20 protein-coding genes and 1 tRNA gene are annotated in these 22,981 nt (G+C 59.7%); 1 reads left to right on the top strand and 20 read right to left on the bottom strand.

Going from position 1 to position 22,981, the window contains the following annotated elements; translation table 11 throughout:
• The 19 genes from DK871_RS17700 to DK871_RS17610 form a co-directional block, all read right to left on the bottom strand.
• Nucleotides 1-6,129 (bottom strand): filamentous hemagglutinin N-terminal domain-containing protein (locus tag DK871_RS17700; protein WP_218581457.1); only part of this gene is annotated, 6,129 nt, incomplete at its 3' end.
• A 31-nt stretch (nucleotides 6,130-6,160) separates the two neighbouring features.
• Nucleotides 6,161-7,873, bottom strand: coding sequence for a ShlB/FhaC/HecB family hemolysin secretion/activation protein (locus DK871_RS17695; RefSeq protein WP_161906054.1), 1,713 nt, complete (start codon nucleotides 7,871-7,873; stop codon nucleotides 6,161-6,163).
• A 388-nt stretch (nucleotides 7,874-8,261) separates the two neighbouring features.
• Nucleotides 8,262-8,337: transfer RNA gene (locus DK871_RS17690), tRNA-Lys, on the bottom strand.
• A 123-nt stretch (nucleotides 8,338-8,460) separates the two neighbouring features.
• Nucleotides 8,461-9,108, bottom strand: coding sequence for a 7-carboxy-7-deazaguanine synthase QueE (queE, locus tag DK871_RS17685; RefSeq protein ID WP_005790893.1), 648 nt, complete (start codon nucleotides 9,106-9,108; stop codon nucleotides 8,461-8,463).
• 164 nt (nucleotides 9,109-9,272) lie between these two features.
• Nucleotides 9,273-10,103, bottom strand: a complete 831-nt coding sequence (gene ybgF / locus DK871_RS17680; RefSeq protein WP_003193860.1) for a tol-pal system protein YbgF — start codon at nucleotides 10,101-10,103, stop codon at nucleotides 9,273-9,275.
• Between the two features lie 6 nt (nucleotides 10,104-10,109).
• Nucleotides 10,110-10,610, bottom strand: coding sequence for a peptidoglycan-associated lipoprotein Pal (pal, locus tag DK871_RS17675; protein ID WP_003193861.1), 501 nt, complete (start codon nucleotides 10,608-10,610; stop codon nucleotides 10,110-10,112).
• Between the two features lie 55 nt (nucleotides 10,611-10,665).
• The gene (gene tolB / locus DK871_RS17670; protein WP_032874245.1) at nucleotides 10,666-11,946 is read right to left on the bottom strand and encodes a Tol-Pal system beta propeller repeat protein TolB; all 1,281 of its coding nucleotides are present in this window, start codon (nucleotides 11,944-11,946) and stop codon (nucleotides 10,666-10,668) included.
• Nucleotides 11,947-11,963: 17 nt separating this feature from the next.
• A complete protein-coding gene (gene tolA / locus DK871_RS17665; RefSeq protein WP_003193863.1) occupies nucleotides 11,964-13,037 on the bottom strand; it encodes a cell envelope integrity protein TolA in 1,074 nt (357 codons plus the stop codon).
• Nucleotides 13,037-13,489 (bottom strand): protein TolR, encoded by a 453-nt coding sequence (tolR, locus tag DK871_RS17660; RefSeq protein WP_161793227.1) that lies wholly within the window; start codon nucleotides 13,487-13,489, stop codon nucleotides 13,037-13,039. The genes tolA and tolR overlap by 1 nt, the downstream gene beginning before the upstream one ends.
• 23 nt (nucleotides 13,490-13,512) lie before the next feature.
• Nucleotides 13,513-14,208 carry a protein TolQ gene (gene tolQ, locus DK871_RS17655; RefSeq protein WP_003193865.1) on the bottom strand — a complete coding sequence of 232 codons (696 nt, stop codon included), beginning with the start codon at nucleotides 14,206-14,208 and terminating at the stop codon, nucleotides 13,513-13,515.
• Nucleotide 14,209: 1 nt separating this feature from the next.
• Nucleotides 14,210-14,665: a tol-pal system-associated acyl-CoA thioesterase gene (gene ybgC, locus DK871_RS17650; RefSeq protein WP_003193866.1), complete on the bottom strand. Its 456-nt coding sequence runs from the start codon at nucleotides 14,663-14,665 to the stop codon at nucleotides 14,210-14,212.
• A 237-nt stretch (nucleotides 14,666-14,902) separates the two neighbouring features.
• On the bottom strand, nucleotides 14,903-15,961 hold the full coding sequence (ruvB, locus tag DK871_RS17645; RefSeq protein ID WP_003193867.1) for a Holliday junction branch migration DNA helicase RuvB: 1,059 nt from the start codon (nucleotides 15,959-15,961) through the stop codon (nucleotides 14,903-14,905).
• On the bottom strand, nucleotides 15,962-16,573 hold the full coding sequence (ruvA, locus tag DK871_RS17640) for a Holliday junction branch migration protein RuvA (protein WP_003193868.1): 612 nt from the start codon (nucleotides 16,571-16,573) through the stop codon (nucleotides 15,962-15,964).
• A 70-nt stretch (nucleotides 16,574-16,643) separates the two neighbouring features.
• A complete protein-coding gene (ruvC, locus tag DK871_RS17635) occupies nucleotides 16,644-17,168 on the bottom strand; it encodes a crossover junction endodeoxyribonuclease RuvC (RefSeq protein ID WP_019821257.1) in 525 nt (174 codons plus the stop codon).
• 171 nt (nucleotides 17,169-17,339) lie between these two features.
• Nucleotides 17,340-18,086 carry a YebC/PmpR family DNA-binding transcriptional regulator gene (locus DK871_RS17630; RefSeq protein ID WP_003193870.1) on the bottom strand — a complete coding sequence of 249 codons (747 nt, stop codon included), beginning with the start codon at nucleotides 18,084-18,086 and terminating at the stop codon, nucleotides 17,340-17,342.
• A gap of 304 nt (nucleotides 18,087-18,390) precedes the next feature.
• The gene (gene aspS / locus DK871_RS17625) at nucleotides 18,391-20,166 is read right to left on the bottom strand and encodes an aspartate--tRNA ligase (protein ID WP_161906052.1); all 1,776 of its coding nucleotides are present in this window, start codon (nucleotides 20,164-20,166) and stop codon (nucleotides 18,391-18,393) included.
• A 108-nt stretch (nucleotides 20,167-20,274) separates the two neighbouring features.
• Nucleotides 20,275-20,496, bottom strand: a complete 222-nt coding sequence (locus tag DK871_RS17620; protein WP_003193872.1) for an FmdB family zinc ribbon protein — start codon at nucleotides 20,494-20,496, stop codon at nucleotides 20,275-20,277.
• A 162-nt stretch (nucleotides 20,497-20,658) separates the two neighbouring features.
• The gene (locus tag DK871_RS17615; protein ID WP_161906051.1) at nucleotides 20,659-21,012 is read right to left on the bottom strand and encodes a ribbon-helix-helix domain-containing protein; all 354 of its coding nucleotides are present in this window, start codon (nucleotides 21,010-21,012) and stop codon (nucleotides 20,659-20,661) included.
• A 181-nt stretch (nucleotides 21,013-21,193) separates the two neighbouring features.
• A complete protein-coding gene (locus DK871_RS17610) occupies nucleotides 21,194-21,667 on the bottom strand; it encodes a Dps family protein (RefSeq protein WP_003193874.1) in 474 nt (157 codons plus the stop codon).
• A 427-nt stretch (nucleotides 21,668-22,094) separates the two neighbouring features.
• Between DK871_RS17610 and DK871_RS29480 the strand changes: the two genes are divergently transcribed.
• Complete coding sequence (locus DK871_RS29480; RefSeq protein ID WP_003193875.1) at nucleotides 22,095-22,697, top strand: cold-shock protein; 603 nt, start codon at nucleotides 22,095-22,097, stop codon at nucleotides 22,695-22,697.
• Between the two features lie 74 nt (nucleotides 22,698-22,771).
• On the opposite strand, the gene DK871_RS17600 is transcribed toward DK871_RS29480, so the two are convergent.
• Nucleotides 22,772-22,978: a SlyX family protein gene (locus DK871_RS17600; RefSeq protein ID WP_003193876.1), complete on the bottom strand. Its 207-nt coding sequence runs from the start codon at nucleotides 22,976-22,978 to the stop codon at nucleotides 22,772-22,774.
• Between the last annotated feature and the right edge of the window lie 3 nt (nucleotides 22,979-22,981).

The raw sequence follows: 22,981 nt of genomic DNA, 5'->3' as shown, positions 1-22,981 counted from the left end.
GAACTTCAGCTCGCAGCCTTTGCCTTTGCAGTAGTCGTTGCCGTACACACTGATGCTGGCGGAAACCAGGCTTTTTTCGGTGGTGAACTGGTCGCGCCGGTTGCTCAGGGTGTCGGCCAGCAAACGCATATTGCCGTCGCTCTCCAGCGTACCGGAGACATTTTCGATCAGCGCACTGCGCCCATTGGCATCATCGCGAGCGATGTCGAGGCCGCCCAGGCTGTAGACATCGCCAAAGCGGTTGCTGAAGTCGTTGACCCGCAGGGTCATGTCTTCACCGCTGAACAGCAGGCCTTTTTCGTTGAGCAGATGGGTGGCGTTGAGGCGAACGTTCTCGGAGCCGCCCAGGGTGCCGTAGTTGTTCAAGGTGGCGGCGTTGACCGTCAGATCACCTACGGACGTCAGGCGACCACGGTTGTTCAAGACGTTGGTGCTGGTGATTTGAGTAAGCGCGCCACCGGCAATACGACCATTCTCTCCCAGGTCCATGTTGGCCGCCGCGAGGGTCATCTCGCCCAGGCTGCTGACCCGTCCGTTGCCGCTGTAACCGCCGGTGAGGGTCAGCTTGAGGGTGCCGTCACTGGCCAGCAGGCCGTCGTTGGTCCAGGTGTCGCCCGTGCCGGTCAGGCTTTGTGCGCCGAGCAATTGCCCGCTGGCGGTCTGGGTAAATTGGCCGATGTCGAGGTTCAGGCGCCCGGCCTGGATCACGCTGCTGTTGGTCCAGCTGGCAGCCTTGATGTCCAATTGGCCGTTGGTGACGAAGCTGCCGCCGGCGCGGGTGACTTGATCGGACGTGAGGTCGAATTTACCGCCGCCAGTGTGGACGATACGCCCGCCGTTGTTATCCAGGCTGGCCGCTTGCAGGTTGAGGGTTTCGTTGGCGCTTTCCAGCGCGCCGAAGCGGTTATCGAACAGGCCCGTGGTGCGAATATCAGTGGTGCCAACCCGGCCCATGGCGCGCAGGTTGCCGCTGACGTTGTCGATGGTCTGCGCGACAAGGCTCAGGGTGTCGTCGCTTTCGATCAGGCCATTGCGGTTGCTCAGGGTGCCGGTGAGGCCGAAGTCAATGGTGCGCGCACCGACCTTGCCACCGTTGTTGGCCGCTGTGCCCTGGTTGTCGAAGTCCTGGGCGGTGACTTTGAGCAAGGTGTCGGCATACACACCGCCGCCCTGGTTATTCAGGGTAGTGGTGACGATCTGGTTGTCACCGCTCAGCGCTGACAGATGCCCCAGCTGGTTGAGCAGGCCGCCTTTGGCTTCGATGTTCAACGACTGCGCCTGGGTGATGCCGCTGCCGTTGTTGAACAGCCCAGTGACCAGCTTGATCCAGCCTTTGCTGCTGTTGAGGATGCCACCTGCGGTATTGGCGACGCTGGCCGTTTCCAGGTCCAGGTTGCCACTGAGGCTGTCGACACGGCCGCCCTGGTTATTCAGGGCGCCACTGAGGCGCAGGCGGTTATCGGTCTGGCTTTGCAGCGTGCCTTGATAGTTGGTGAGGGTGCGGGCGGTAAGGTCGAGCTTGCCCTTCTGGCTGAACATCAGGCCGTCTTGCTGGTTGTGAATGTCACCGGCCAACAGCTTGATCACCAGGTCTTTCTGGCTGGCGAGGGTACCTTTGGCGCTGTTATTCAGGTCGCCCTTGGCGAGGGTCAGGTCAAGGCGGTCCTGGCTGACCAACTGACCACCACGGTTGTCCAGGCTGGCGGCGTTCAGCAACAGGGCTGCGCCACTGGCCAGGCGGGCGTTGTTGGCGTTGATCAGCGCACCACTGAGGGTGCCGTCCAAAGTACCTTGGCTGATCAGTTGGCCAGCACTGTTGTCGAGACTCTCGCCGATAAAGGTGATGTTGGCGGCGTTGATACGCCCACCACGGTTGAGAATTTGACTCTGGGCATTATTGAAGCCCAGGTGTTGAGCTGCGGAAATCAGGCCGTTGTTGCTGTTATCCAGGCGACCGGCAACGTTGAGGTCGACATCGGCCTGGCCGGAGATGATCCCCTGATCATTGTTCAGGCTGCCCGCGATGAGCGTTTGTTTGCCCATGCTGACCAGGGCACCCGCCGCGTGGTTATCCAATACACCGGTGAGGTCAGTGTGCAGGGTGCCACTCTTGCTCGACAACGTGCCCTCGGCGCTGTTGTCGAGGCTATTGCCGACCACCGTCAGACCATTCCAGCCGGAGATCAAGCCCTTGTTGGCGTTGACCACGGTATCCGCTTCAAGGCGCAATTGATCGGCACTGAGGATGACCCCGCGATCACCGTTATCGATGCGTTTGGCGGCGACGGTGAACGCCGTCTGGCTGGAGATTTCGCCTTGTTCTCGGTTGGTCAGGTTAGCCAGGCGCGCGAAGGTCAGCGGGCCTTTGGCGCTGATCAAGCCTGCGCTGTTATCGAGATTTCCGCCTTGCAGATCGAGGCTCACAGCGCGTTCGCCGATCAAGCGACCCTGGCGCTGGATCAGCTGTTGGACGATGAGTTTTAAGTCGCCCTTGGCCGAGATTTCCCCTCCCCGGCTTGAGTCGACCGTTTGCCCGGTCAGGGTCAAATCAGCCTGGCTGTTGATCAACCCGGCAGTGTTATCGAGGTTGGCAGTGGTCAGGTTCAACGCCTGTTGACTGCCGATCACACCCGCGCGGTTATCCACATTGGCGGCGGTGACCGTCTGGCTACCATCGCTGACGATTCGCCCGCCCTGGTGATTGTCCAGCGCGCCGGTGTTGAGCGTCTGTAGCGTGCCGGCCGAGAGGCTGCCCTTGTCGCTGTTGTTCAAGGAGCCTGAGGTGGTAGTCAAAACCGTAGCGGCAAAGATCTGCCCCTGGTTATGGTTATCCAGCGCGCCGGTGACCTTCAGGCTCAGCGCACCACGGCTGGCGAGCGCGCCACGGGCCTGGTTGTCCAGGCTGTCGGCTGCCACTTGCAGAACGCTCTTGGCGGACAGTACACCTTCCACGCTGTTATCCAGCGCCTTGGCGATACGTACCTGCAGGCTGTCGCCGCTGATGACTTTACCGCCGCGGTTATTCAGCGCATCGGCCATCAACAGGAATGACTGGGTGCTGGAGATTTCACCGCCCTGACTGTTGTCGACGGTGCCCAGGTTGTTCAGCAGCAGTTGGCCCGGTGTCGCGATCAGGCCGTGGTCGCGGTTGATCAGTTGCCCATGGCTCAAGTCCAGGTCGATGCTGGTATTGCTGATCAGTTCGCCACGATCATGTTGGTCCAGCCCGGTCAGGATTGCCTTGACCGTGGACTTGGCGAAGATCGAACCTTGTTGGCTATTGTCCAGTCGCCCTGTGTTGAGGGTGATGCCAGCGTCACTGCTGATGCTGCCGCGCTGGCTGTTGTCCAGGCCGGCGCTGCGCACGTCCACCTGTCGCTTGGCGCTGATCACGCCGCCCTGGCTGTTGTTCAGCGCCGTGCTGACCAGCGTGGCGGTGCCATCGGCCAGCAGCTTGCCAGCCTGATTGTTCAGTTGGCCCTGGGTGGTGATCGACAGCGCATTGGCTGCGGACAGAATGCCGCCCTGGCTGTTATCCAGGGTGCCAGCTCTGACGGTCAGTCCGCCCTCGCTCAGCAGCGTGCCCTGCCCTTGGTTGAGCAAATCGCCGGTCAGGGTAATGGTCAGGTCTTTTTGGCTAGTAACGCGGCCACCCTGGCTGTTGTCCAGTTGGGCACCGTTCAGCACAAGGCTCTCACGCCCCGCCAGCAAGCCTTTGCTCTGGTTGAGCAGGCGTTGCACCGTGAGGGTCAAGCCGCTGTCACCAATGACCTTGCCGGTGGTGTTGTTCAGTTGATCGGCGACCACCAGCACCTTGGCCTGGCTAGAGATCTCGCCTTGCTGGTTGAGGATGGTCTGGCTGCGCAGGTCCACGCCGTTGGTGGCAGCGATAAGGCCGCCGTTGCGGTTATCCAGGGACGCGCCGGTCAGGTTCAGCGCACCGTCGCTGACGAGTTCGCCCGCTTGTTGATTGAGCACACCGACGGTTGCCTGCAGGTCGCCCTTGGCGCTGATGCGACCGGCGCCGTTTTCGAGCTGGTTGGCGTTGAGGGTCAGCGCACCATCGCTGCCCAACTTGCCGCCATTGCTGTTGTTCAACTGGTTCAGTTGCACGTGCGCGGCGGCCTTGGTGCTGATCACGCCCGCTTGGCTGTTATCCAGATCGCCGCCGGTGAGGGTCAGCGCGCCGTCGGCAATGACCAGGCCACCGTGGTTGATCAGGCTGTCGCCGTGCAACGCCAGGGTGGTTTTGCTGGACACCAGGCCGCCCTGGCTGTTGTTCAACTGCCCGGCGGTTATTTGTTGAGCCCCCTGGCTGACGAGGTTGCCTTCATTGCGATTGTCCAGCAGCCCGGCGACGGTCAGGTTCATCACGCCTTGGGCGGCGATGGAACCTTTGTCGCGGTTATCCAGGCTGGCCGCCTGTACTGTCAGGCTGGTCGCAGAGAACATCCCCAGGCGGTTATCGATGGCACCGCTGGCGGTCACGTTGAGGTTGCTGCCCAGCAACTTGCCGGAACGGTTATCCACGGTCGTGGCGGCCACGGTGGTCTGGTTGGCGGAGATTTCACCCGCTTGGTTGCTCAGTTGCCCAGCGGTTACATGGGCTTGCGCCTGGCTGGCGACCAGGCCGCTGTCATTTGTCAGTTGGCCGGCGTTGAGCGTCAGGTTCTTGAGGCCGATCACGCGTCCGCCCTGGTTATCCAGCGCAGCGGTGACCGTGACGTCGGCGCTGTTTTCGCTGTGCAGCAGACCGTTGGTGCGGTTATCCAGGCTGGTGGCCGTGACCTTGAGCGAGTCGGTACCCAACACACGACCGCCGCGGTTGTCGAGTTGACCGGCGTTAATCACGGCGGTGGTACCGCTCAATGTGCCGCCTTGATTGTTCAAGGTTTGGTTGGCTGTCGCGGTGAGGGTTCGGCTGGCAACCACACTGGCGCTATTGCTCAGGTTAGCGGCGGCAAGGCTGACATCGCCGCTGGCGTTGCGGCTTTCATCGGCGTTGACACCGGCTTCGATGATGCCACTGTTGATCAGCGCCCCACCGCTGGTCACGGTGATGCTGTCGCGGGCCGCCAGGCTTTTCTGGTTGCTCACCCCTGCCGACGTTTGCACATCAACCCGCGTGCCGGCATACACCGCACCCGCAGCGTCCAATTGACCGGCCTTGATCACCACCGCTTCGCTGGCTTTGGCATTGGCCAGACTCAGACGTCCATGGGCATCGAGCTGAATATCACCACCACTGGCCATTAACGTACCGTCGAGCTTCACACCCACACCGGCCTCGGTGCCCACCAGTTTGATCGCCCCGGCATACATCCCACCCAACGCCGTCGAGTCAATCGCCAGTTCCGGCTTGGCACTGCCGTCATCGGCACGGGCAGTGGCTTGCAGGCTTTTAGCATCGACGTCATTACGACCGGCAACCACGCTCAAGTTGCGCGCATTGATCTGCGCATTGATCTTGGCCGAGCGGGTGATGATTTCGAAGCGGTCGACGTTATCGGCATTCAAGCCCTGGCCGTCGATGGTCACGGCGCCGCCATCGACCTGGTAACGCTGCAGTTGGCCGCTTGCGTCGAGTATCGGTTTGCCGGTGGTCAGGGTGACGTTGGGGGTGTTGATGAAGCCGCAGCCGCTGCAGGTGATGCCGTAGGGGTTGGCGACGATAACCTTGGCCGACTGCCCCGCTACTTCGGTGTAGCCGCGCAATTGGCTGGGGCTGCCGCCGTTGACTTCGTTGAGGATGATATTGGCGGCACGACCTTGCAGGTTCGGGTTGCCGAGGATGATGCCGCCCAGTTGCGTGGATTGGGTACGGTCGGTGGCGTTATTGAGGATCACACCGTTAGCGCCGACGTTGTAGTCCTTGAACTGGTTGTGGGACAGGCCACTGCCATTGGGAGCGGCGATGTTCACTACCGGCACGCCATTGCCCGCTGCGCCCACGGTGGTGCCGGGGGCGCTGACCACGATGCCTTCGGCCTGGGCCAGCAGCGGTTGCCAGAACAGCGCGTTGGCCAGGATCAGCGCCAGGCCACGTTTGGGCAGGCCCAGGAACGCGTCACGGCTTTTCAGGGCAGCAGAAGGCTGACGAACCAGGAAGGCAAATTGGCGAACATCCATTTCAAATTCTCGTTGCAACTAGGCGTTGTTATTACAGGAAGAAATCCATGCGGAAGTAGATCGGTGCTTCGCGCTCAAGCAGCGCGGCCGGTCGTTCCAGCGAGTGGGCAAAGGTCACGCTGGTGCTCACGTGTTGGCCGCGGGCGAACAGCTCAAGGGAGTTGCTGGAGACCCGGCCGTGCACTTCGCCGTTGTAGCGGCCGTTGCGGATCACGCCCTGGTCGTAACCCACGCTGGCGCCGTATTCACCGAACACCGGGCGCAGCCAGCCGAGGGTCACCGGGCGGCTCCAGCGAAGGTCATTGCGCCAGTAGCCGCCGCTGTCGCCGGTCAGTTGCTGATCTTTGTAGCCGCGAACTGAGGCTGACCCGCCGAGGCTCATGCGCTGGGGGCTGAACAGTACGTCTTCGCTGCGTTGGCCGGTGGCCAGGCTGGTGAAACTGAACGACTCGCCCCACAGCGTGAACGGTTGCAGGTAGCTGACAGTGGCGGTGTATTTGCGGTAGCGCGCATCCGGCACGCCAGGCAGGGGGTTGTGATTGCCTTGGGCGTCGAAGGCGCCGGTGCCGTTTTGCATGCCTAGATCGACGTTGACGAACGCACTGCCGATACGACGACCGTGGTTGATGCCCAGTTGCAGTTCACTGAGGCGATTGCTGCTCTCTTTGAGGCGGCTGCTTTCGATGTAGTTGTTGGTGCGCAGGTGCGACAGGCCGACATTGAGCGAGGTTTTGCTCACAGCATCGCGATGAATCACCCGCTCAGCGCGCAACTGATGGTTTTCACTGTCGCCGGTTTGCTTGAAGTCGAAGCCGTCGCCCTGGACGACCGAACGGTAGTCGCTCTGGTTGTAGCTGTAGCTGAAGTTCCACCAGCCCCAGGGCACGTTGTAGTAGAGCATCGCGTTCTTGGAGGTTTTCTGGTGGTCGCTGACCGCGTCATGGCCGCCGCGCAAAATCAGCTGATCGGCCCGGCCCAGCGGGTTGTCCCATTCAAAGCCAGTGCCCCATTGCTGTTCGCCGGTGCTTTTCTGGCCGTCGTTGTTGCGCGACAGGCTGGCGCGCCAGGGCTTCTGCGGGTTGTTTTTGACCAGCACCGAACTGCCGCCCACGGCATCGCCCGGGGTCAGTTCCATTTGGGCTTGGTTGGATGGCAAGCGGTTGAGCTGGTCGACGGCCTGTTCGATTTCCCGCAGGTTCAAGATCTCGCCGCTTTTGCCGGGAAAGGCCATGGCCAGCTCGCGGTCCGACAGCTTGCTGGCGTCGGCGCCCTTCAAGCCTTCGAGTTTGCCTTCCACCACCAGCACTTGCAGATGCCCCTTGGACATATCTTGCTGGGGCAAGTAGGCGCGGCTGGTGACCAGGCCTTTGTCGATGTAGAAGTCGGTGAGGTCTTTGAGCAGGGCGTTGAGCTGGGAAACACCCAGGCATTGATCGGTGTACGGTTTGAGCAGACGCTCGCGTTCAGTGACATGCAGGTGCTCGGCCCCCTGCAGTTCAATGGTCTGGATCGGGAAGCAACGGCTGTCCACCGGGGCCGTCGGCGCTTCGGGCCTGGCCTCTTTACCGGGCAGCTCTTTGAGCTGTTCCAGGCGCCGCTGCTGGTCTTCCAACAGGCGGTTTTGCCGCTCGCGGATCAGGTCCTGATCACCCGGGAGTGTTGCCGCCATCACGCTGTGGGAAACGAGGCAGGCAAGCAGGGCAATACTCAGTGAATACCGAGTCCGTGGCAGTTGGGAAGACATGTTCGATCCATCGAATTTACGAAGGGTGGCAAACTAACATCGTCCGCCCCTCGCGCCAATAAACCGACTGAACTTTAGGAAATGTCTTAAAAAATTCGTAAGTAGCTGACGCAGAAGAAAAATAAACAAATAGGAAAGAATTTTGTTTGGAGTTCCGGGTTAGTTTCCGACCAGCGGTATCAGGTTTGATACACATGAGGGCGCATACGAACGACCGGACTCTTCGGTCAGCACCGGTCCGCGTATGAATATTTGAATTTAAGGAATGCTTTTTGGACGGCGACGGAGTCTGGGCAAGGGACGACTCGGACCAGCCAAATGACAGGCAAAAAAAAACCCGGAAATCCTCACTTACGTGGGCCTTCCGGATTTTCTAAACCGCCAAAAATGGTGGGTCGTGTGGGATTCGAACCTACGACCAATTGGTTAAAAGCCAACTGCTCTACCAACTGAGCTAACGACCCGCTGTGTGGTGGCGCGTATAATACTGATTTCTAAGGATTATTCAACACCTTATTTTAAATAAATCAGAAAAAACGCATTTGAACTGTAATTCGGTGGGTAGAACGCCTATCGCAGCAGGCGAATCAGCGGCCTGGCTCGTCGTTCCACAGGTACTTGTGCAGCTGCAATTGCAGGCGCACCGGCAGGTTGTCCGCCACTACCCAGTCGGCCAGCTCCCGGGCGTTCAGGTCGTGATGGCTGGGCGAAAACAGTACCTCGCCCGCCCGCCGCTCCAGGCCATACTGGATCAGCTTGGAAGTGGCCCAGTCGTAATCGTCACGGGAACAGATGACGAACTTGACCTGATCGTTTGCCGTCAGCAAGTCGATGTTCTCGTAGCGGTTGCGGTGGGCTTCCTTGGAGTCCGGCGTCTTGAGGTCGACCACCCGGCTGACTCGCGGATCGACCGCTGAGATGTCCAGGGCGCCGCTGGTTTCCAGTGACACCTCGTAGCCGGCGTCACACAGTTGCTTGAGCAAGGGGATGGCGTTGGGTTGCGCCAAGGGCTCACCGCCCGTCACGCAGACGTAGCGTGGCCGGTAGCCGGCAACCTGTTCCAGGATGTCGTCGAGGGTGCGCACGGTGCCGCCACTGAAGGCGTAGGCGCTGTCACAGTATTGGCAGCGCAATGGGCAGCCGGTCAACCGTACAAAGACAGTGGGCAGGCCAGCAGTGCGCGTTTCACCCTGCAACGAGTAAAAGACTTCGGTAATACGTAATGTGTCTTGCATAGTCGCCACGGGCGTAACAGCTAAACAGGCTGTCCGCCTCCGTCAGGCACTTCAAGGGATTGCGCCAACGCGTCAACCCCAGAAAGCGTGTTTCATAAAAGGGCGTGGATTCTAACGAAAAAACCCGCGACAAGCGCGGGTTTCTTCTAAACGGGCTGCATCGCTTACAAGCGTTGCAGGTCCCGTTGGGCCAACTGAGCCGCGGAGGTACCCGGGTACTGGGCAACCACCTGCTGCAGAATGCCTTTGACCTTGTCGGTATGACCCAGGCGGCGTTCTACGTCAGCGAGTTTGTACAGCGAATCCGGAACCTTGGCATGCTTGGGGTACAGCTGGCTGACCTTGGCAAAAGCCTGGCCCGCCGCTTGCAAATCACCCTTTGCCAGGTTGACCTCACCCAACCAGTACTGGGCATTGCCCGCGTATTGGCTGTTAGGGTATTTGCGCAGGAAAGCGGTAAAAGCCTGGCTGGCTTTATCGAAATCCTTGGCCTTGATCAGGTCGAAGGCTGCATCGTAATACAGTTTTTCCTTCGCAGGATCACCCGGCTCGCTGCTGGCAGCAGGGGCAGCAGCAGCGGCCCCCGCTGCGGCGCCACCGGCAGCGGCACTGGGTGCGCCACCGGCAGAAGAATTATCAGGAGTAGCGGCAGGTGCAACACCGGCTCCAATACGACGATCAAGATCCTGGTATCGCTCCAGGCCTTCTTGCTTCAGCTGGTTCACTTGATTTTGCAGAACTTCAATGGCGCCTTGTTGCTGGGCCAATTGATCCTGCATGCGTTGCAGCTGGTTGAACAGCTCGCCCTGTGCCGAGGGAGCGGACGTAGCCGCTCCCCCCGCATAGGCGCCGTTCGTGCCATAACCTGCTGGCGGATAACTGCTCCCGCTATTGTTATAGCCTGAGTTGCTATCCGTTACAGGAACCGCAGCCCACACCGCAAGCGGTGCGAAGCTGAGAGCCAATACAGTTAGAGCACGACGGCACGTTCGCATGACGAATTACTTACGCAGTTCGACGCGACGGTTCTGAGCCCACGACTGTTCGTCGTTGCCAGTTGCAACTGGACGCTCTTTACCGTAGGAAACCAGTTCCAGTTGGCCTGGAGCAACACCTTGCAGTACCAGGTAGCGCTGAACGGCTTTCGCACGACGCTCGCCCAGAGCCATGTTGTACTCACGAGTACCACGGGCGTCAGTGTTACCTTCCAGAACAACGCGAGCGCCGTTAGCTTTCAGGTCCTTGGCGTGAACGTCCAGAGCGCGCATGGCTTCTGGCTTCAGGTCCGAACTGTCGTATTCGAAGTAGAAAGTGGTGATAGCGCGCAGAGCAGCTTCTTCGCTCAGGGAGCCGTCGACCGCACCAGTGTTGGCGCCGTAACCAGCGTTTGGATCAACAGCTGCGCCTTCACCGGCATTGTCGCCGCCTTTAGAGGAGCAACCAACGGCTACGGACAGAGCCAGAGCCAGAGCAGCAAACTTACCAAACTTCAGCATTTCCATCGTGAAACTCCTAATGAACCCCAGTGTGTTAAGTACTTCTTTTTGTAGCGCCGCGTCAGTTCAGGTAAGGGGACCAGGATGGTTCTCTGACTTCGCCTTGTGCGGTAGGAAGTGGGAGCCTTACGCGTCCATTAATGGACACGAGCATCAAGACTCCCCGGCCCTGCTGGCGGGTGGCGTAGATTACCATGGTGCCGTTGGGCGCAACAGTGGCTGACTCATCAAGGTTGGTATCTGTAAGGATTTTTACGGTTCCGCGCTGCAAATCCTGGGCCGCAACCCGGAAATTAGTGAACCCATCCTGACGGTGAATCATCACCAACGTCTTTTCATCGGCCGAAAGCTTGGGGTTGGCGTTGTAGTTACCAATAAAGGTCACACGTTCCGCACCGCCGCCGTTCACATTTGCCTTGTAGACCTGAGGCTTGCCGCCACGGTCGGAGGTGAAGTAGATGGTCGAGCCATCCTTACCCCAGAACGGTTCGGTGTTGATGCCCGGGCCGCTGGTCACACGCGAGAGCTGACGCGAGGCCATGTTCATCACGTAGATATCCGGGTTGCCGTCCTTGGACAGCACGAAAGCCAGGCGTGAACCATCCGGCGACCAGGCTGGCGCACCGTTGAGGCCTTCGAAGTTGGTGATCTGCTCACGACGGCCAGTATCGATGTGCTGCACAAAAATGCGCGGGCGACGCTGTTCGAACGATACGTAGGCAATACGCTTGCCGTCCGGCGCAAAACGCGGCGACAGGATTGGCTCACGGGACTGCAGCAAGGTCACTGCACGTGCACCGTCGTAGTCCGAACGTTGCAGCGTGTAGCGGGTGTTGTCTACAGAGAAACGCTCAGCCGTCACATACAGCAGGCGCGTCGAGAACGCCCCTTTGATACCGGTGAGTTTTTCAAACGACTGGTCCGAGATGTAGTGAGCCATGTCGCGCAGTTGTTCGGCGGTACCCGATACGCTGCCGGTCAGAACCTGCTGCTCGGTGGCCACGTTGAACAACGTGTACTGGATCTGCAGGCGACCGCCGGCCGGCGTGATGCTACCGACCATCAGGTACTGGGCACCGACCGCCTTCCAGTCGCGGAAGATGACTTCGCTGGCCTGGGTTGGCTGGCTGATCATGTTGCCTTTTGGAATCGGCGCGTAGTAACCGGAGTTACGCAGGTCGTCGCTGACGATCTGGGCCATGTCGTCCGGCAGCACGCTGCCGCCCTGCCAACCGAACGGCACGACTGCAATCGGGGTGGCCCGATCACTGCCGCTGGTTACCAGGATGTTCTTTTCATCCGCCGCCGCTATCCCTGCCATACAGCAAATAACGACAAGCATTCCTCGAAGAAGGTTTCTCACAAGGCTAGATCCTCAGGTGTGAATGTCATCTTGAATGAACGATAGGGAGCGAAGTCACTTGGTTTCATTCCCTGCATCTCGGTCAACCGGCCAATATTCTTGACCGCGGCAACCGCCGAACTGTCGAACGAACCGTCACCACTGGACTTGGCCACGCTGACCGAAGTCACCGTACCGTCCGGCAACATGCCGATCTGCAGCACTACTGTCATGCCTTTACGTGCCGAAGGTGGACGTGTCCAACCTTCCGCTGCCCGCGCCCGAATCAGGTCGTCGAAACTGCCCGCGACTTCATCGCCACGCTCATCGGCCAAGGCTTGCTGACGCTGCGGCGTGTCGGAAAGCAAATCTGCCAGGGCCTGGGCCTTTTTCTCTTCGGCGGATTTGCGCGCTGCTTCCTGGGCCTTCTTCTTGGAGGCGTCGGCGGCAGCTTTCTTCTTCGCTTCATCGGCGACTTTCTTCTTCGCCTCGTCTGCTTCAGCTTTTTTCTTGGCGTCTTCGGCGGCTTTCTTCTTCGCGTCTTCGACGATCTTTTTCTTGGCTTCTTCAGCGGCCTTTTTCTTGGCCTCTTCTTCGGCAGCCTTCTTGGCTTCTTCTTCCGATTTCTTCTTGGCTATATCAGCCAATTGTTTCTCTTCGGCCTTTTTCGCTTCGGCAGCTTTCTCGGCTTTCTTGGCTTCATCAGCCTTTTTCGCCTCGTCGGCCTTCTTGGCTTCGTCAGCCTTTTTCGATTCCTCGGCCTTTTGAGCCGCCTCTTCTTTCTTTTGTTCCGCAGCAGCCTTTACCGCTTCCTGCTCGACCTTCTTCTGTTCCATCTGCTCGACTTCAGTCTGGCGCGCGGCCGACTTCTGGGCCTCACCCGCAATCTTCTGATTGGTCTGGGTGGTGGCCTGGCTTTTCGATTTCAGCTGATACAGGGTCGCCTGCACGATCGGCTTGGCTGGCGGCAAATCCGGGGTCATGGCAAAGCTGACGAACAGCATGCCGAACACCAGGACGTGCAGGGCAATTGCCCACACGCCAGGCCAGAAGTAGCTTTCCGAGGCGGACGGCTCTCGCTGTTGCTGCATCAGGGCGCCTCGGTAATCAAGCCAACGTTACCGACGCCGGCCTTCTGCAGCCCGCCCATGGCACCCATGACGGAGCCGTAGTCGACCGATTTGTCGCCCCGGATAAACACCTGGGTGTGCTTGCCGCCTTCGTTGCCGGAGCGAATGATCTTGGTCACCGCATCGGTCATGGCCGGCAAGGTCAGGGCCTTGTCCTGCTGCTTTTGCGTGTCGACTTCGCTGCCAAGGTTCCAGTAATAGGTCTTGTCAGCCTTGATCGAAATGGTCAGGACCTGAGTGTTGTTGTCCTGCGGCAAGGCTTCACTGGAAACCTTGGGCAGATCAACCTTCACGCCCTGGTTGAGCATCGGCGCGGTCACCATGAAGATCACCAGCAGTACCAGCATCACGTCGATGTAGGGCACTACGTTCATCTCGGCGACCGGCTTGCGCTTTTTGCGAGCTCGAGCGATTAAAGCCATTGGGAATTACCTGCTTATTCTTCGCTGGTGTGCACTTTACGGTGCAGGATCGCCTGGAATTCATCGGCGAAGGTGTAGTAACGGCCGATCAAGGTTTCGCTGGTGGCGGCAAAACGGTTGTAGGCGATTACTGCGGGGATAGCGGCGAACAGGCCGATCGCGGTGGCGATCAGGGCTTCGGCAATACCCGGGGCCACGGTGGCCAGTGTGGCTTGCTGCGCCTGGGCCAGGCCGCGGAAGGAGTTCATGATGCCCCATACGGTACCGAACAGGCCGATGTACGGGCTCACGGAACCCACGGTGGCGAGGAACGGCAAGCCCTGCTCAAGTTTCTCTTCTTCGCGGGAGATGGCCACGCGCATGGCACGGGCCACGCCTTCCATCACCGCTTCCGGGTCTACACCAGGCTGCTGGCGCAGACGGGAGAATTCCTTGAAGCCGGCACGGAAGATCTGCTCGACGCCCGAGTCCGGGTCCGGGTTGCTGCCGGCCTGGCGGTACAGTTTGGACAGGTCGATACCCGACCAGAAGCGCTCTTCAAAGCTCTCCAGGGCACGTCGACCGGCGCGCAGCATGTTGCTGCGCTGAAAAATCATGACCCAAGAGGTAACCGATGCGGCTACCAGGGTCAGCATGACCAGTTGAACCACGACACTGGCATTGCTGACCAGGCTCCACATGGAGGAATGGTCGACGACGGTAGGTTCCACGCTAAATCTCCTGCTTTGATTGTTGACCCGCGCCGCTCACGGCGGCAAAGGCCGCGCGTAGAGTTTCGGGAATGGCCCGAGGTTTCAAGCTGTTGGTGCGCACACACGCCACCAGGAACTGCCCCTCACAGAGCAGCGTTGCATCCGTGGCCCGCCTGACCTGCTGTTTGAAACGCAGGCTGGCACGGTTCAATTCGATGACTTCGGCACTGACCAGCAATTCGTCGTCCAGTCGCGCCGGTGCGTGGTAACGCGCCTCGCTGGAATGCACGACGAATAACAGGTCCTCGCCTACCAGCTCGGACTGGGCAAAACCCAACTCCCGCAGCCGCTCGGTTCGAGCCCGTTCCATGAATTTCAGGTAATTGACGTAATAAACGATGCCCCCGGCATCGGTGTCCTCGTAATAAACGCGACAGCGATGTGCGAACGACTGATCCCCGTTTTGCGCGCGCATACTCTAGTGCTTACTCCTCAGGTTGCCAATTGGCTGGGCAACTGTTTTTTCATTCCTGAACGCTTCAAATGACGACGCCAGACACTGGGACAGCACAAAGCTCGGATAAATCACCCCACATGACAAATACCCTGTAGGAGCGAGCTTGCTCGCGAAGAACCTGAGCACGCCGCGTATAACCAGACATACCGCGTTATCGTTGGCGTTTTTCGCGAGCAAGCTCGCTCCTACAGTTTTTTAATCGTCTACTGCATCGAGGAATTCGTCTACCACGGGCATCTCTCCCAATCGTGACGGAATGTTTAGCCCGAAGTGCAGGTAAGCATGACGCGTCACCACCCTGCCCCGCGGGGTTCGCATGATGTAGCCCTGCTGGATCAGGTACGGCTCCAGCACATCCTCAATGGTATGGCGCTCCTCACTGATGGCTGCGGCCAGGCTGTCCACGCCGACCGGGCCACCGTCGAATTTCTCGATCATGGTCAAAAGTAGGCGCCGATCCTGGTGATCGAAGCCATGCTCGTCCACATCCAGCAGGTTCAACGCCAGGTCCGCCACCGCCTTGGTGATGTGGCCCTTGGCACGCACTTCGGCGAAATCGCGCACGCGGCGCAGCAAACGGTTGGCGATACGTGGCGTACCGCGGGCGCGCCGGGCGATTTCAAAAGCGCCTTCCGGGTCCAGGGGCAGGCCCAGGATACTCGCCGAACGGCTGACAATGGTCGCCAGATCGGCCGTGCTATAGAACTCTAGACGTTGAACAATGCCGAAACGGTCTCGCAGCGGGTTGGTCAGCATGCCCGCACGGGTGGTCGCGCCCACTAAGGTGAATGGCGGCAGGTCGAGCTTGATCGAGCGGGCCGCCGGGCCTTCGCCGATCATGATGTCGAGCTGGAAGTCTTCCATGGCCGGGTACAGCACTTCCTCGACAATCGGCGACAAGCGATGGATTTCGTCGATAAACAGCACGTCATGGGGTTCAAGGTTGGTCAGCAGCGCCGCCAGGTCGCCCGGCCGTTCCAGCACCGGGCCGGAGGTGGACTTGATCGACACGCCCATTTCCTGGGCGATGATATTGGCCAGGGTGGTCTTGCCCAACCCCGGCGGGCCGAAGATCAAGGTGTGGTCCAGGGACTCACTGCGCCCGCGCGCGGCCTGGATAAACAGCTCCATCTGCTCGCGCACGGTAGGCTGGCCGATGTATTCGGCCAGGCTCAGCGGGCGGATGGCCCGGTCCTGGACTTCTTCACGGTCACGCGGGCCGGTGGCCGCGATCAGACGATCGGCTTCAATCACTTAAATCATTCCCTTCAGGGCACGGCGAATCATGTCTTCAGCGCTCAGGTTCTTGTCCTTGATGGCCGATACGGCTTTGCTGGCTTCCTGGGGCTTGTAGCCCAGGGAGATCAGCGCATTGACGGCATCGCTTTCTGCGCTGGCGACCTGGGCCGCTGGCATATCCGGCTGGTTCGGTACCAGGGCGAACATGCTCGGCACCACCTCCCAGGCTTTGAAGCGGTCCTTGAGCTCGACCAGCAAGCGCTCGGCGGTCTTCTTGCCCACCCCTGGCACCTTGGTCAGGGCCGAGGTGTCTTGGGCGGATACGGCACGCACCAATTCATCCACTTCCAGGCTCGACATCAGGGCCAGGGCTAACTTGGGCCCCACGCCATTGAGGCGAATCAGCTCGCGGAAGAAATCGCGGTCGCGCTTGCCGATGAAACCATAGAGTAGTTGCGCGTCTTCGCGCACCACTAAATGCGTGTGCAAGGTTATCGGCTCGCCGACCGACGGCAGGCGATACAGGGTGGTCATGGGCACTTCCAGCTCATAACCCAACCCATTCACATCCAGAATCAGGTGCGGCGGCTGTTTCTCAGCCAGGGTGCCGCGCAAGCGTCCAATCACGGTTCAGATCCTTAAAGCTTGGGGGTCAGTTCAAGGCCTGACCGCAAAAATAACGATTGCGCTGATGCTATCAGAGACGCAAGCGCCCGCCACGACTACGTGCTGCGCCCAAGCCATGAGGCAGCAGGCTGGAGCGGGTATGGGCATGGCAAATGGCGATGGCCAAGGCGTCCGAGGCGTCGATCTGCGGCTTGGACGTGAGCTTGAGCATGTGCATGACCATCATCTGCACCTGCTCCTTGTTGGCGCCACCGGTGCCGACCACGGCCTGCTTGACCTGGGTCGCGGTGTATTCAGCGATCTCCATGCCCTCCTCGGCACCTGCCACGATGGCGGCGCCACGGGCTTGGCCAAGCTTCAACGCCGAGTCGGCATTCTTGGCCATGAAGACTTTTTCGATGCCCATGGTGACCGGGCCGTAGGTCTGGATGACTTCACGCACGCCGCGATAAACGATCTGCAGCCGCTCGGCCAGCTCGCCGGCACCGGTGCGGATGCAACCCGAGGCGACATACACACAGCCGCGCGGGGTCTGCTGCACCACGCCAAAACCGGTGATGCGCGAACCGGGGTCGATACCTAGGATTAAAGTCATAACGCCTGCGGGTTGGATTTACAACGGTATGTGCCAGGCACACATTTGTGTAACAGCATAGAACCCCTGTGGGAGCTGGCGTGCCTGCGATGCGGGCACCTCGGTGCTTCTGTCAATTCGAGGTGATGCTATCGCAGGCAAGCCAGCTCCCACAGGGGATATTCATCGTTCTCAAGTGAGCTGTTCGGCCACAGACTCAGGGATGTCGGCATTCGAATACACATTCTGCACATCATCCAGGTCTTCAAGCATGTCCAGCAGCTTCAGCACCTTCTGCGCACCGTCCAGGTCCAGTTCGGCACTGGTGGTCGGCAGCATCACGATTTCCGCGTCGGTGCCGTTGAAACCAGCGGCTTCCAGGGCATTACGCACGGCGTAGAAGCTGGCGAACGAGGTAAACACATCGATAGAGCCGTCTTCGTTGGTGACCACGTCATCGGCATCCGCTTCCATCGCGGCTTCCATCAGCGCGTCTTCATCAGTGCCGGGTGCGAAGGTGATTTGCCCCTTGCGCTCGAACAGGTAGGCCACCGAGCCGTCGGTGCCGAGGTTGCCACCGCATTTGCTGAACGCATGGCGTACGGCAGCGGCGGTACGGTTGCGGTTATCGGTCATGCATTCGACCATCACCGCCACGCCGCCCGGGCCGTAGCCTTCGTAGGTCAGCTCGACCATGTCGTCGGTATCGGCCGCACCGGCACCACGGGCCACGGCGCGGTCAATGATGTCGCGGCTCATGTTCGCGCCCAGGGCCTTGTCCAGCGCCAGGCGCAGACGCGGGTTGGAACCCGGGTCACCGCCACCCTGGCGTGCTGCGACGGTCAGTTCGCGAATCCACTTGGTGAAGATCTTGCCTTTCTTGGCATCCTGACGCTCTTTGCGGTGCTTGATGTTCGCCCACTTGGAATGGCCAGCCATAACACAACTCCGAATTCTCTAAAAAACTTATCAATCCCGCCCCCCGGGCGTAATGCCGTTCAGTTAAGCGTATATCGCCCTCTGTAGGAGCGAGTTTGCTCGCGAAAAACGTCAACGATAACGCGTGTTTCCTGATTGAACACGGCGCCTATGGGTTTTTCGCGAGCAAGCTCGCTCCTACAAAAAGCCTTAACTGAACGGCATTACGCCCCAGGCGAGATTTCCCTCTTTTAAACGCAAAGGCGCATCCGAAGATGCGCCTTTTTGACTGCCTACCACTTTATCGCGCTTTCACGCAGCAGCCTTACTCAGCCTTCGGCGTCTCGCGCAGGCGGATGTGCAACTCGCGCAAGGCCTTGGCATCCACCACACCCGGCGCCTGGGTCATGACGTCCGCAGCGCTCTGGGTTTTCGGGAAGGCGATCACTTCACGGATCGACTGGGCACCGGTCATCAGCATCACCAGACGGTCCAGGCCGAACGCCAAGCCACCGTGCGGCGGCGCGCCGTACTTCAGGGCGTCGAGCAGGAAGCCGAACTTCTCTTCCTGTTCCGCTTCGTTGATGCCCAGCAGGCGGAATACCGCTTGTTGCATCTCTTTGCGGTGGATACGGATCGAGCCGCCACCCAGCTCAGTACCGTTGAGCACCATGTCGTAGGCACGGGACAAAGCGCCTGCCGGGTTGGCTTCCAGCTCGGCCGGGGAGCACTTCGGCGCGGTGAACGGGTGGTGCAAGGCGCTGAAGCTGCCGTCGTCGTTCTCTTCGAACATCGGGAAGTCGACCACCCACATCGGCGCCCATTCGCAAGTCAGCAGGTTCAGGTCGTGACCCAGCTTGATACGCAGCGCGCCCAGGGCTTCGCTGACGATCTTGGCCTTGTCGGCGCCGAAGAACACGATGTCGCCGTCAACCGCACCGACTCGATCAAGGATCGTGTTCAGGTTGGCCTCAGGGATGTTTTTCACGATCGGCGATTGCAGGCCGTCGACGCCGTTGGCGCGCTCGTTGACCTTGATGTACGCCAGGCCCTTGGCACCGTAGATGCCGACGAACTTGGTGTAGTCGTCGATCTGCTTGCGCGGCATGCTCGCGCCGCCAGGCACGCGCAGGGCGGCGATACGGCATTTCGGATCGTTGGCCGGGCCGCTGAACACCTTGAAGTCGACGTCCTTGAGCTGGTCGGCCACGTCCACCAGTTCCAGCGGGTTACGCAGGTCTGGCTTGTCGGAACCGTAGCGGCGCATGGCTTCTTCGAAGGTCATGTGCGGGAATTCGCCGAACTCCAGGCCCAGCACTTCCTTGAACAGGTTGCGGATCATTTGTTCGGTCAGGCCCATGATCTCTGTTTCATCGAGGAAGCTGGTCTCGATGTCGATCTGGGTGAATTCCGGCTGGCGGTCAGCGCGCAGGTCTTCGTCACGGAAGCACTTGGCGATCTGGTAGTAACGGTCGAAGCCGGCCACCATCAGCAGTTGCTTGAACAACTGCGGCGATTGCGGCAAGGCGAAGAAGCTGCCGGCGTGGGTGCGGCTCGGTACCAGGTAGTCACGCGCGCCTTCCGGGGTGGCCCGGGTGAGGATCGGCGTTTCGACGTCCAGGAAGCCGTTTTCGTCGAGGAAGCGGCGGATGCTGGTGGTCATGCGCGAACGCAGGCGCAGCTTCTCGGCCATTTCCGGACGACGCAGGTCCAGGAAGCGGTAGCGCAGGCGGGTTTCTTCGCCTACGTCGGAGTATTCGTTGAGTGGGAACGGCGGGGTTTCCGACTCGTTCAGCACTTCCAGCTCATAGCCCAGCACTTCGATGCCGCCGGACGCCATGTTCTTGTTCACGGCACCGGCCGGACGCAGCCGTACCTTGCCGGTGATCTTCACCACGTATTCGCTGCGCACGCGGTCGGCGGCGGCGAAACTCTCGGCGCGGTCCGGGTCGAACACTACCTGGGCCAGACCATCACGGTCACGGATATCGAGGAAGATCACCCCGCCGTGGTCGCGGCGACGGTGAACCCATCCGCAAAGGGTGATTTCCTGACCTTCCAGGGTCTCGTTCAGTTGGCCGCAATAGTGGCTGCGCATCATGGTCGTGGTTTCACTTCTCGTAATTCGAAATTCGGTGGCAGGCCTGCCTCGTCACCGTACAGTTAAGCAGGGGACGGATAATGCAGGAGCCTGCGCGTAGAGTTCAACTCAGTCTGCTTTGTCGCCGCCGGCCAGGTTCTTCTTGGCGCCGGTCTTGAAATCGGTCTCGTACCAGCCGCTGCCGCTCAGGCGGAAGCCCGGCATGGACAACATCTTCTTCAACTCAGGTGCCTGGCAGGCAGGGCAATCGACCAGCGGCGCGGCGCTGATCTTCTGAATGGCTTCCAACTGATGACCACAGGAAGCGCATTGATAGTCGTACATGGGCATGGAGATGTCTCGGCGATCAGATCGTTACAGCGCCACGCCCTGCCCTGTGCATAAAGCCCGGCATGCGCAGCAAAGCGCGGGATTATATCTGGTAAATCAACACAGCGCAGCCGGCTTTGTGCCCAGGGCCCGGCCCGCCGGGATGACGGGCCGACCACCGGACTACTGCGCGAGCGTGTCCCCGGACGTGAGGGCGCTCCGGTCTTTGAGCACATGGACCACGCACACCACCCTCACCAGCCCACTGAAGTTCTTCACGCCTCCGTAACGCAAATGCACTTCCCGATCCACATAGGACAACAATGCACTGACCGAGCAGGTATTGAGCCTGGCGATTTCCGTCAGGATATTCCAATAGATCTGTTCAAGGCGCAGACAGGTAGAAAACCCATTGAGCCTGACCGACCGGGACAGTGGCTTGGCCAGTCCCATATCAAAACCCTTCGAAAAAGGGTCAACTTTTATCTTGTGAAAACCACAGGCTTCCATCACTCCCTTACCCACTCCACGTGACATACACCTGACACTCCATTGCCAAACAGCAGCCAACAGGTTTCTCCCATTGGACGATGGGCCTATAAAACAGCAGCCAGCGCAGAGCAGCCAGAAGACGGGGAGTAGTTAGTCGTAGGACAACGCCAGGAAGCGCAGGGAAACCAGCAGGCAGCGCCCAAAAGGCGCCGCCTGGGTCTGACGGTTACTGGTTTTCGAGCAGGGAGCGCAGCATCCACGCGGTTTTCTCGTGAACCTGCATACGCTGGGTCAAGAGGTCCGCCGTCGGCTCATCACTGACTTTGTCGAGCAATGGGAAGATACCTCGCGCGGTACGCGTGACCGCTTCCTGGCCGGCCACCAACTGCTTGATCATCTCTTCGGCGCTCGGCACACCCTCTTCTTCCTTGATGGAAGACAGGCGCGCGTAAATCGAATAGGCACCCGGCGCCGGGAAGCCCAGGGCACGGATACGCTCGGCAATGGAGTCCACTGCCAGCGCCAGCTCGTTGTACTGCTCCTCGAACATCAGGTGCAGCGTGCGAAACATGGGGCCTGTGACGTTCCAATGGAAATTGTGGGTCTTCAGATACAGAACATAGGTATCGGAAAGCAGGCGGGAAAGTCCGTCGACGATGGATTTACGGTCTTCTTCACTGATACCAATATCGATTGCCATGTGTTTCCCCTTCAATTGACGAGCATTCATTGATCAGGTGCAGCTCCACTCTAGCAAGAGAGTGCGTCATGTGCAGCCCGGCACACCCGGGCGACATGCGGCAAATCGCCCCGCACCGCCTGCGGGATCTGACTTGGCAAGCCTGTTTACCTGTGGGAAGAGTCTCGGCATACCAATGAAAAATCCCGCACCTGTCTAGGACAAGCGTTTGACGCAGAAATGCCGTGGCCGTGGCAATACCCCGAAATGCTTGATTTGAGTAGGCACAGCCTTTGCTGTTAAATAGACGCGGTGTGGCTGCCGTTTATTCCTGCGGCACGTCACATAGGCTGATACCCGCGCACGTGCTCAACGCCTCCCATTGTTCAGAAGCGAACCGTGCCAGTCAGCTCTTCCTTGTGATCCGTCTTAACGTGAGTTAACCAAAATGTTGAAGATCGTCCACCTGCTAACGGGCGTTGCAGCGTTGCTGCTGTCCTTTATTCCGAGCCTGCAGCCTGAAAGCCTGCCTTATCTGGAACAACACGACGCCCTGTACCTGGCCTTGTTCGGCCTTCTTAACCTGACGCTCGCACCGGTAATCCCTTACTGGAACAAAGGCACGCGTCATCAACTGCAAAACCTGGTCAGTGCGCTGCTGGTGCTGACTGTTGTCGTACAAACCCTCACCCTCCTGGCGCCCATGCCTGAAGTCGGGGGCCATCCGGCCATCCTGCTCAGCCTGGTGATTGCTGTGGTCGCCATCGTTCTTCACCTGGCCATCAGCTTCTACCGCTCGTCTCCAGCGGCCGCGTCGCAAAACTATGACATGACCAACCGGGATACCGGGACCGTCAAGTGGTTCAACACCTCCAAGGGCTTCGGCTTCATTTCCCGCGACTCGGGCGACGATATCTTCGTCCACTTCCGAGCCATTCGTGGCGAAGGTCATCGCGTACTGGTCGAAGGCCAGCGCGTGGAGTTCTCGGTGATGAACCGTGACAAGGGCCTGCAAGCCGAAGACGTCATCGCTGCCCTGCCGCGTCGCTGATTCCCCAGCCTTCGCAGCAAAAAAAACCGCGATCCAGCCTTGGCTGGGTCGCGGTTTTTTTATTGCGTGCGCATTCAATAGTGGGGCGGCGGCGCTTCTTCTTCGGATGACTCGAACTGCCCGCCCATTTCTTCCTGGCGCTTGAGCAGTGCAGTCATCTGCAATTGCAGGCGTTCGACGGCCCGCTGCTGGGCAACCAGGATGTCGTTGAGGGTTTCAATGGTGTCGTCCTGAAAGGCCAGGCGGCTTTCCAGGTCGGTAACGCGTTCTTGCAGGTCCATGGT

The organism is Pseudomonas sp. L13 (assembly GCF_009935965.1).
Classification (GTDB): Bacteria; Pseudomonadota; Gammaproteobacteria; order Pseudomonadales; family Pseudomonadaceae; genus Aquipseudomonas; species Aquipseudomonas lactis.
This window is presented reverse-complemented; position numbering and strand designations above follow the sequence as displayed.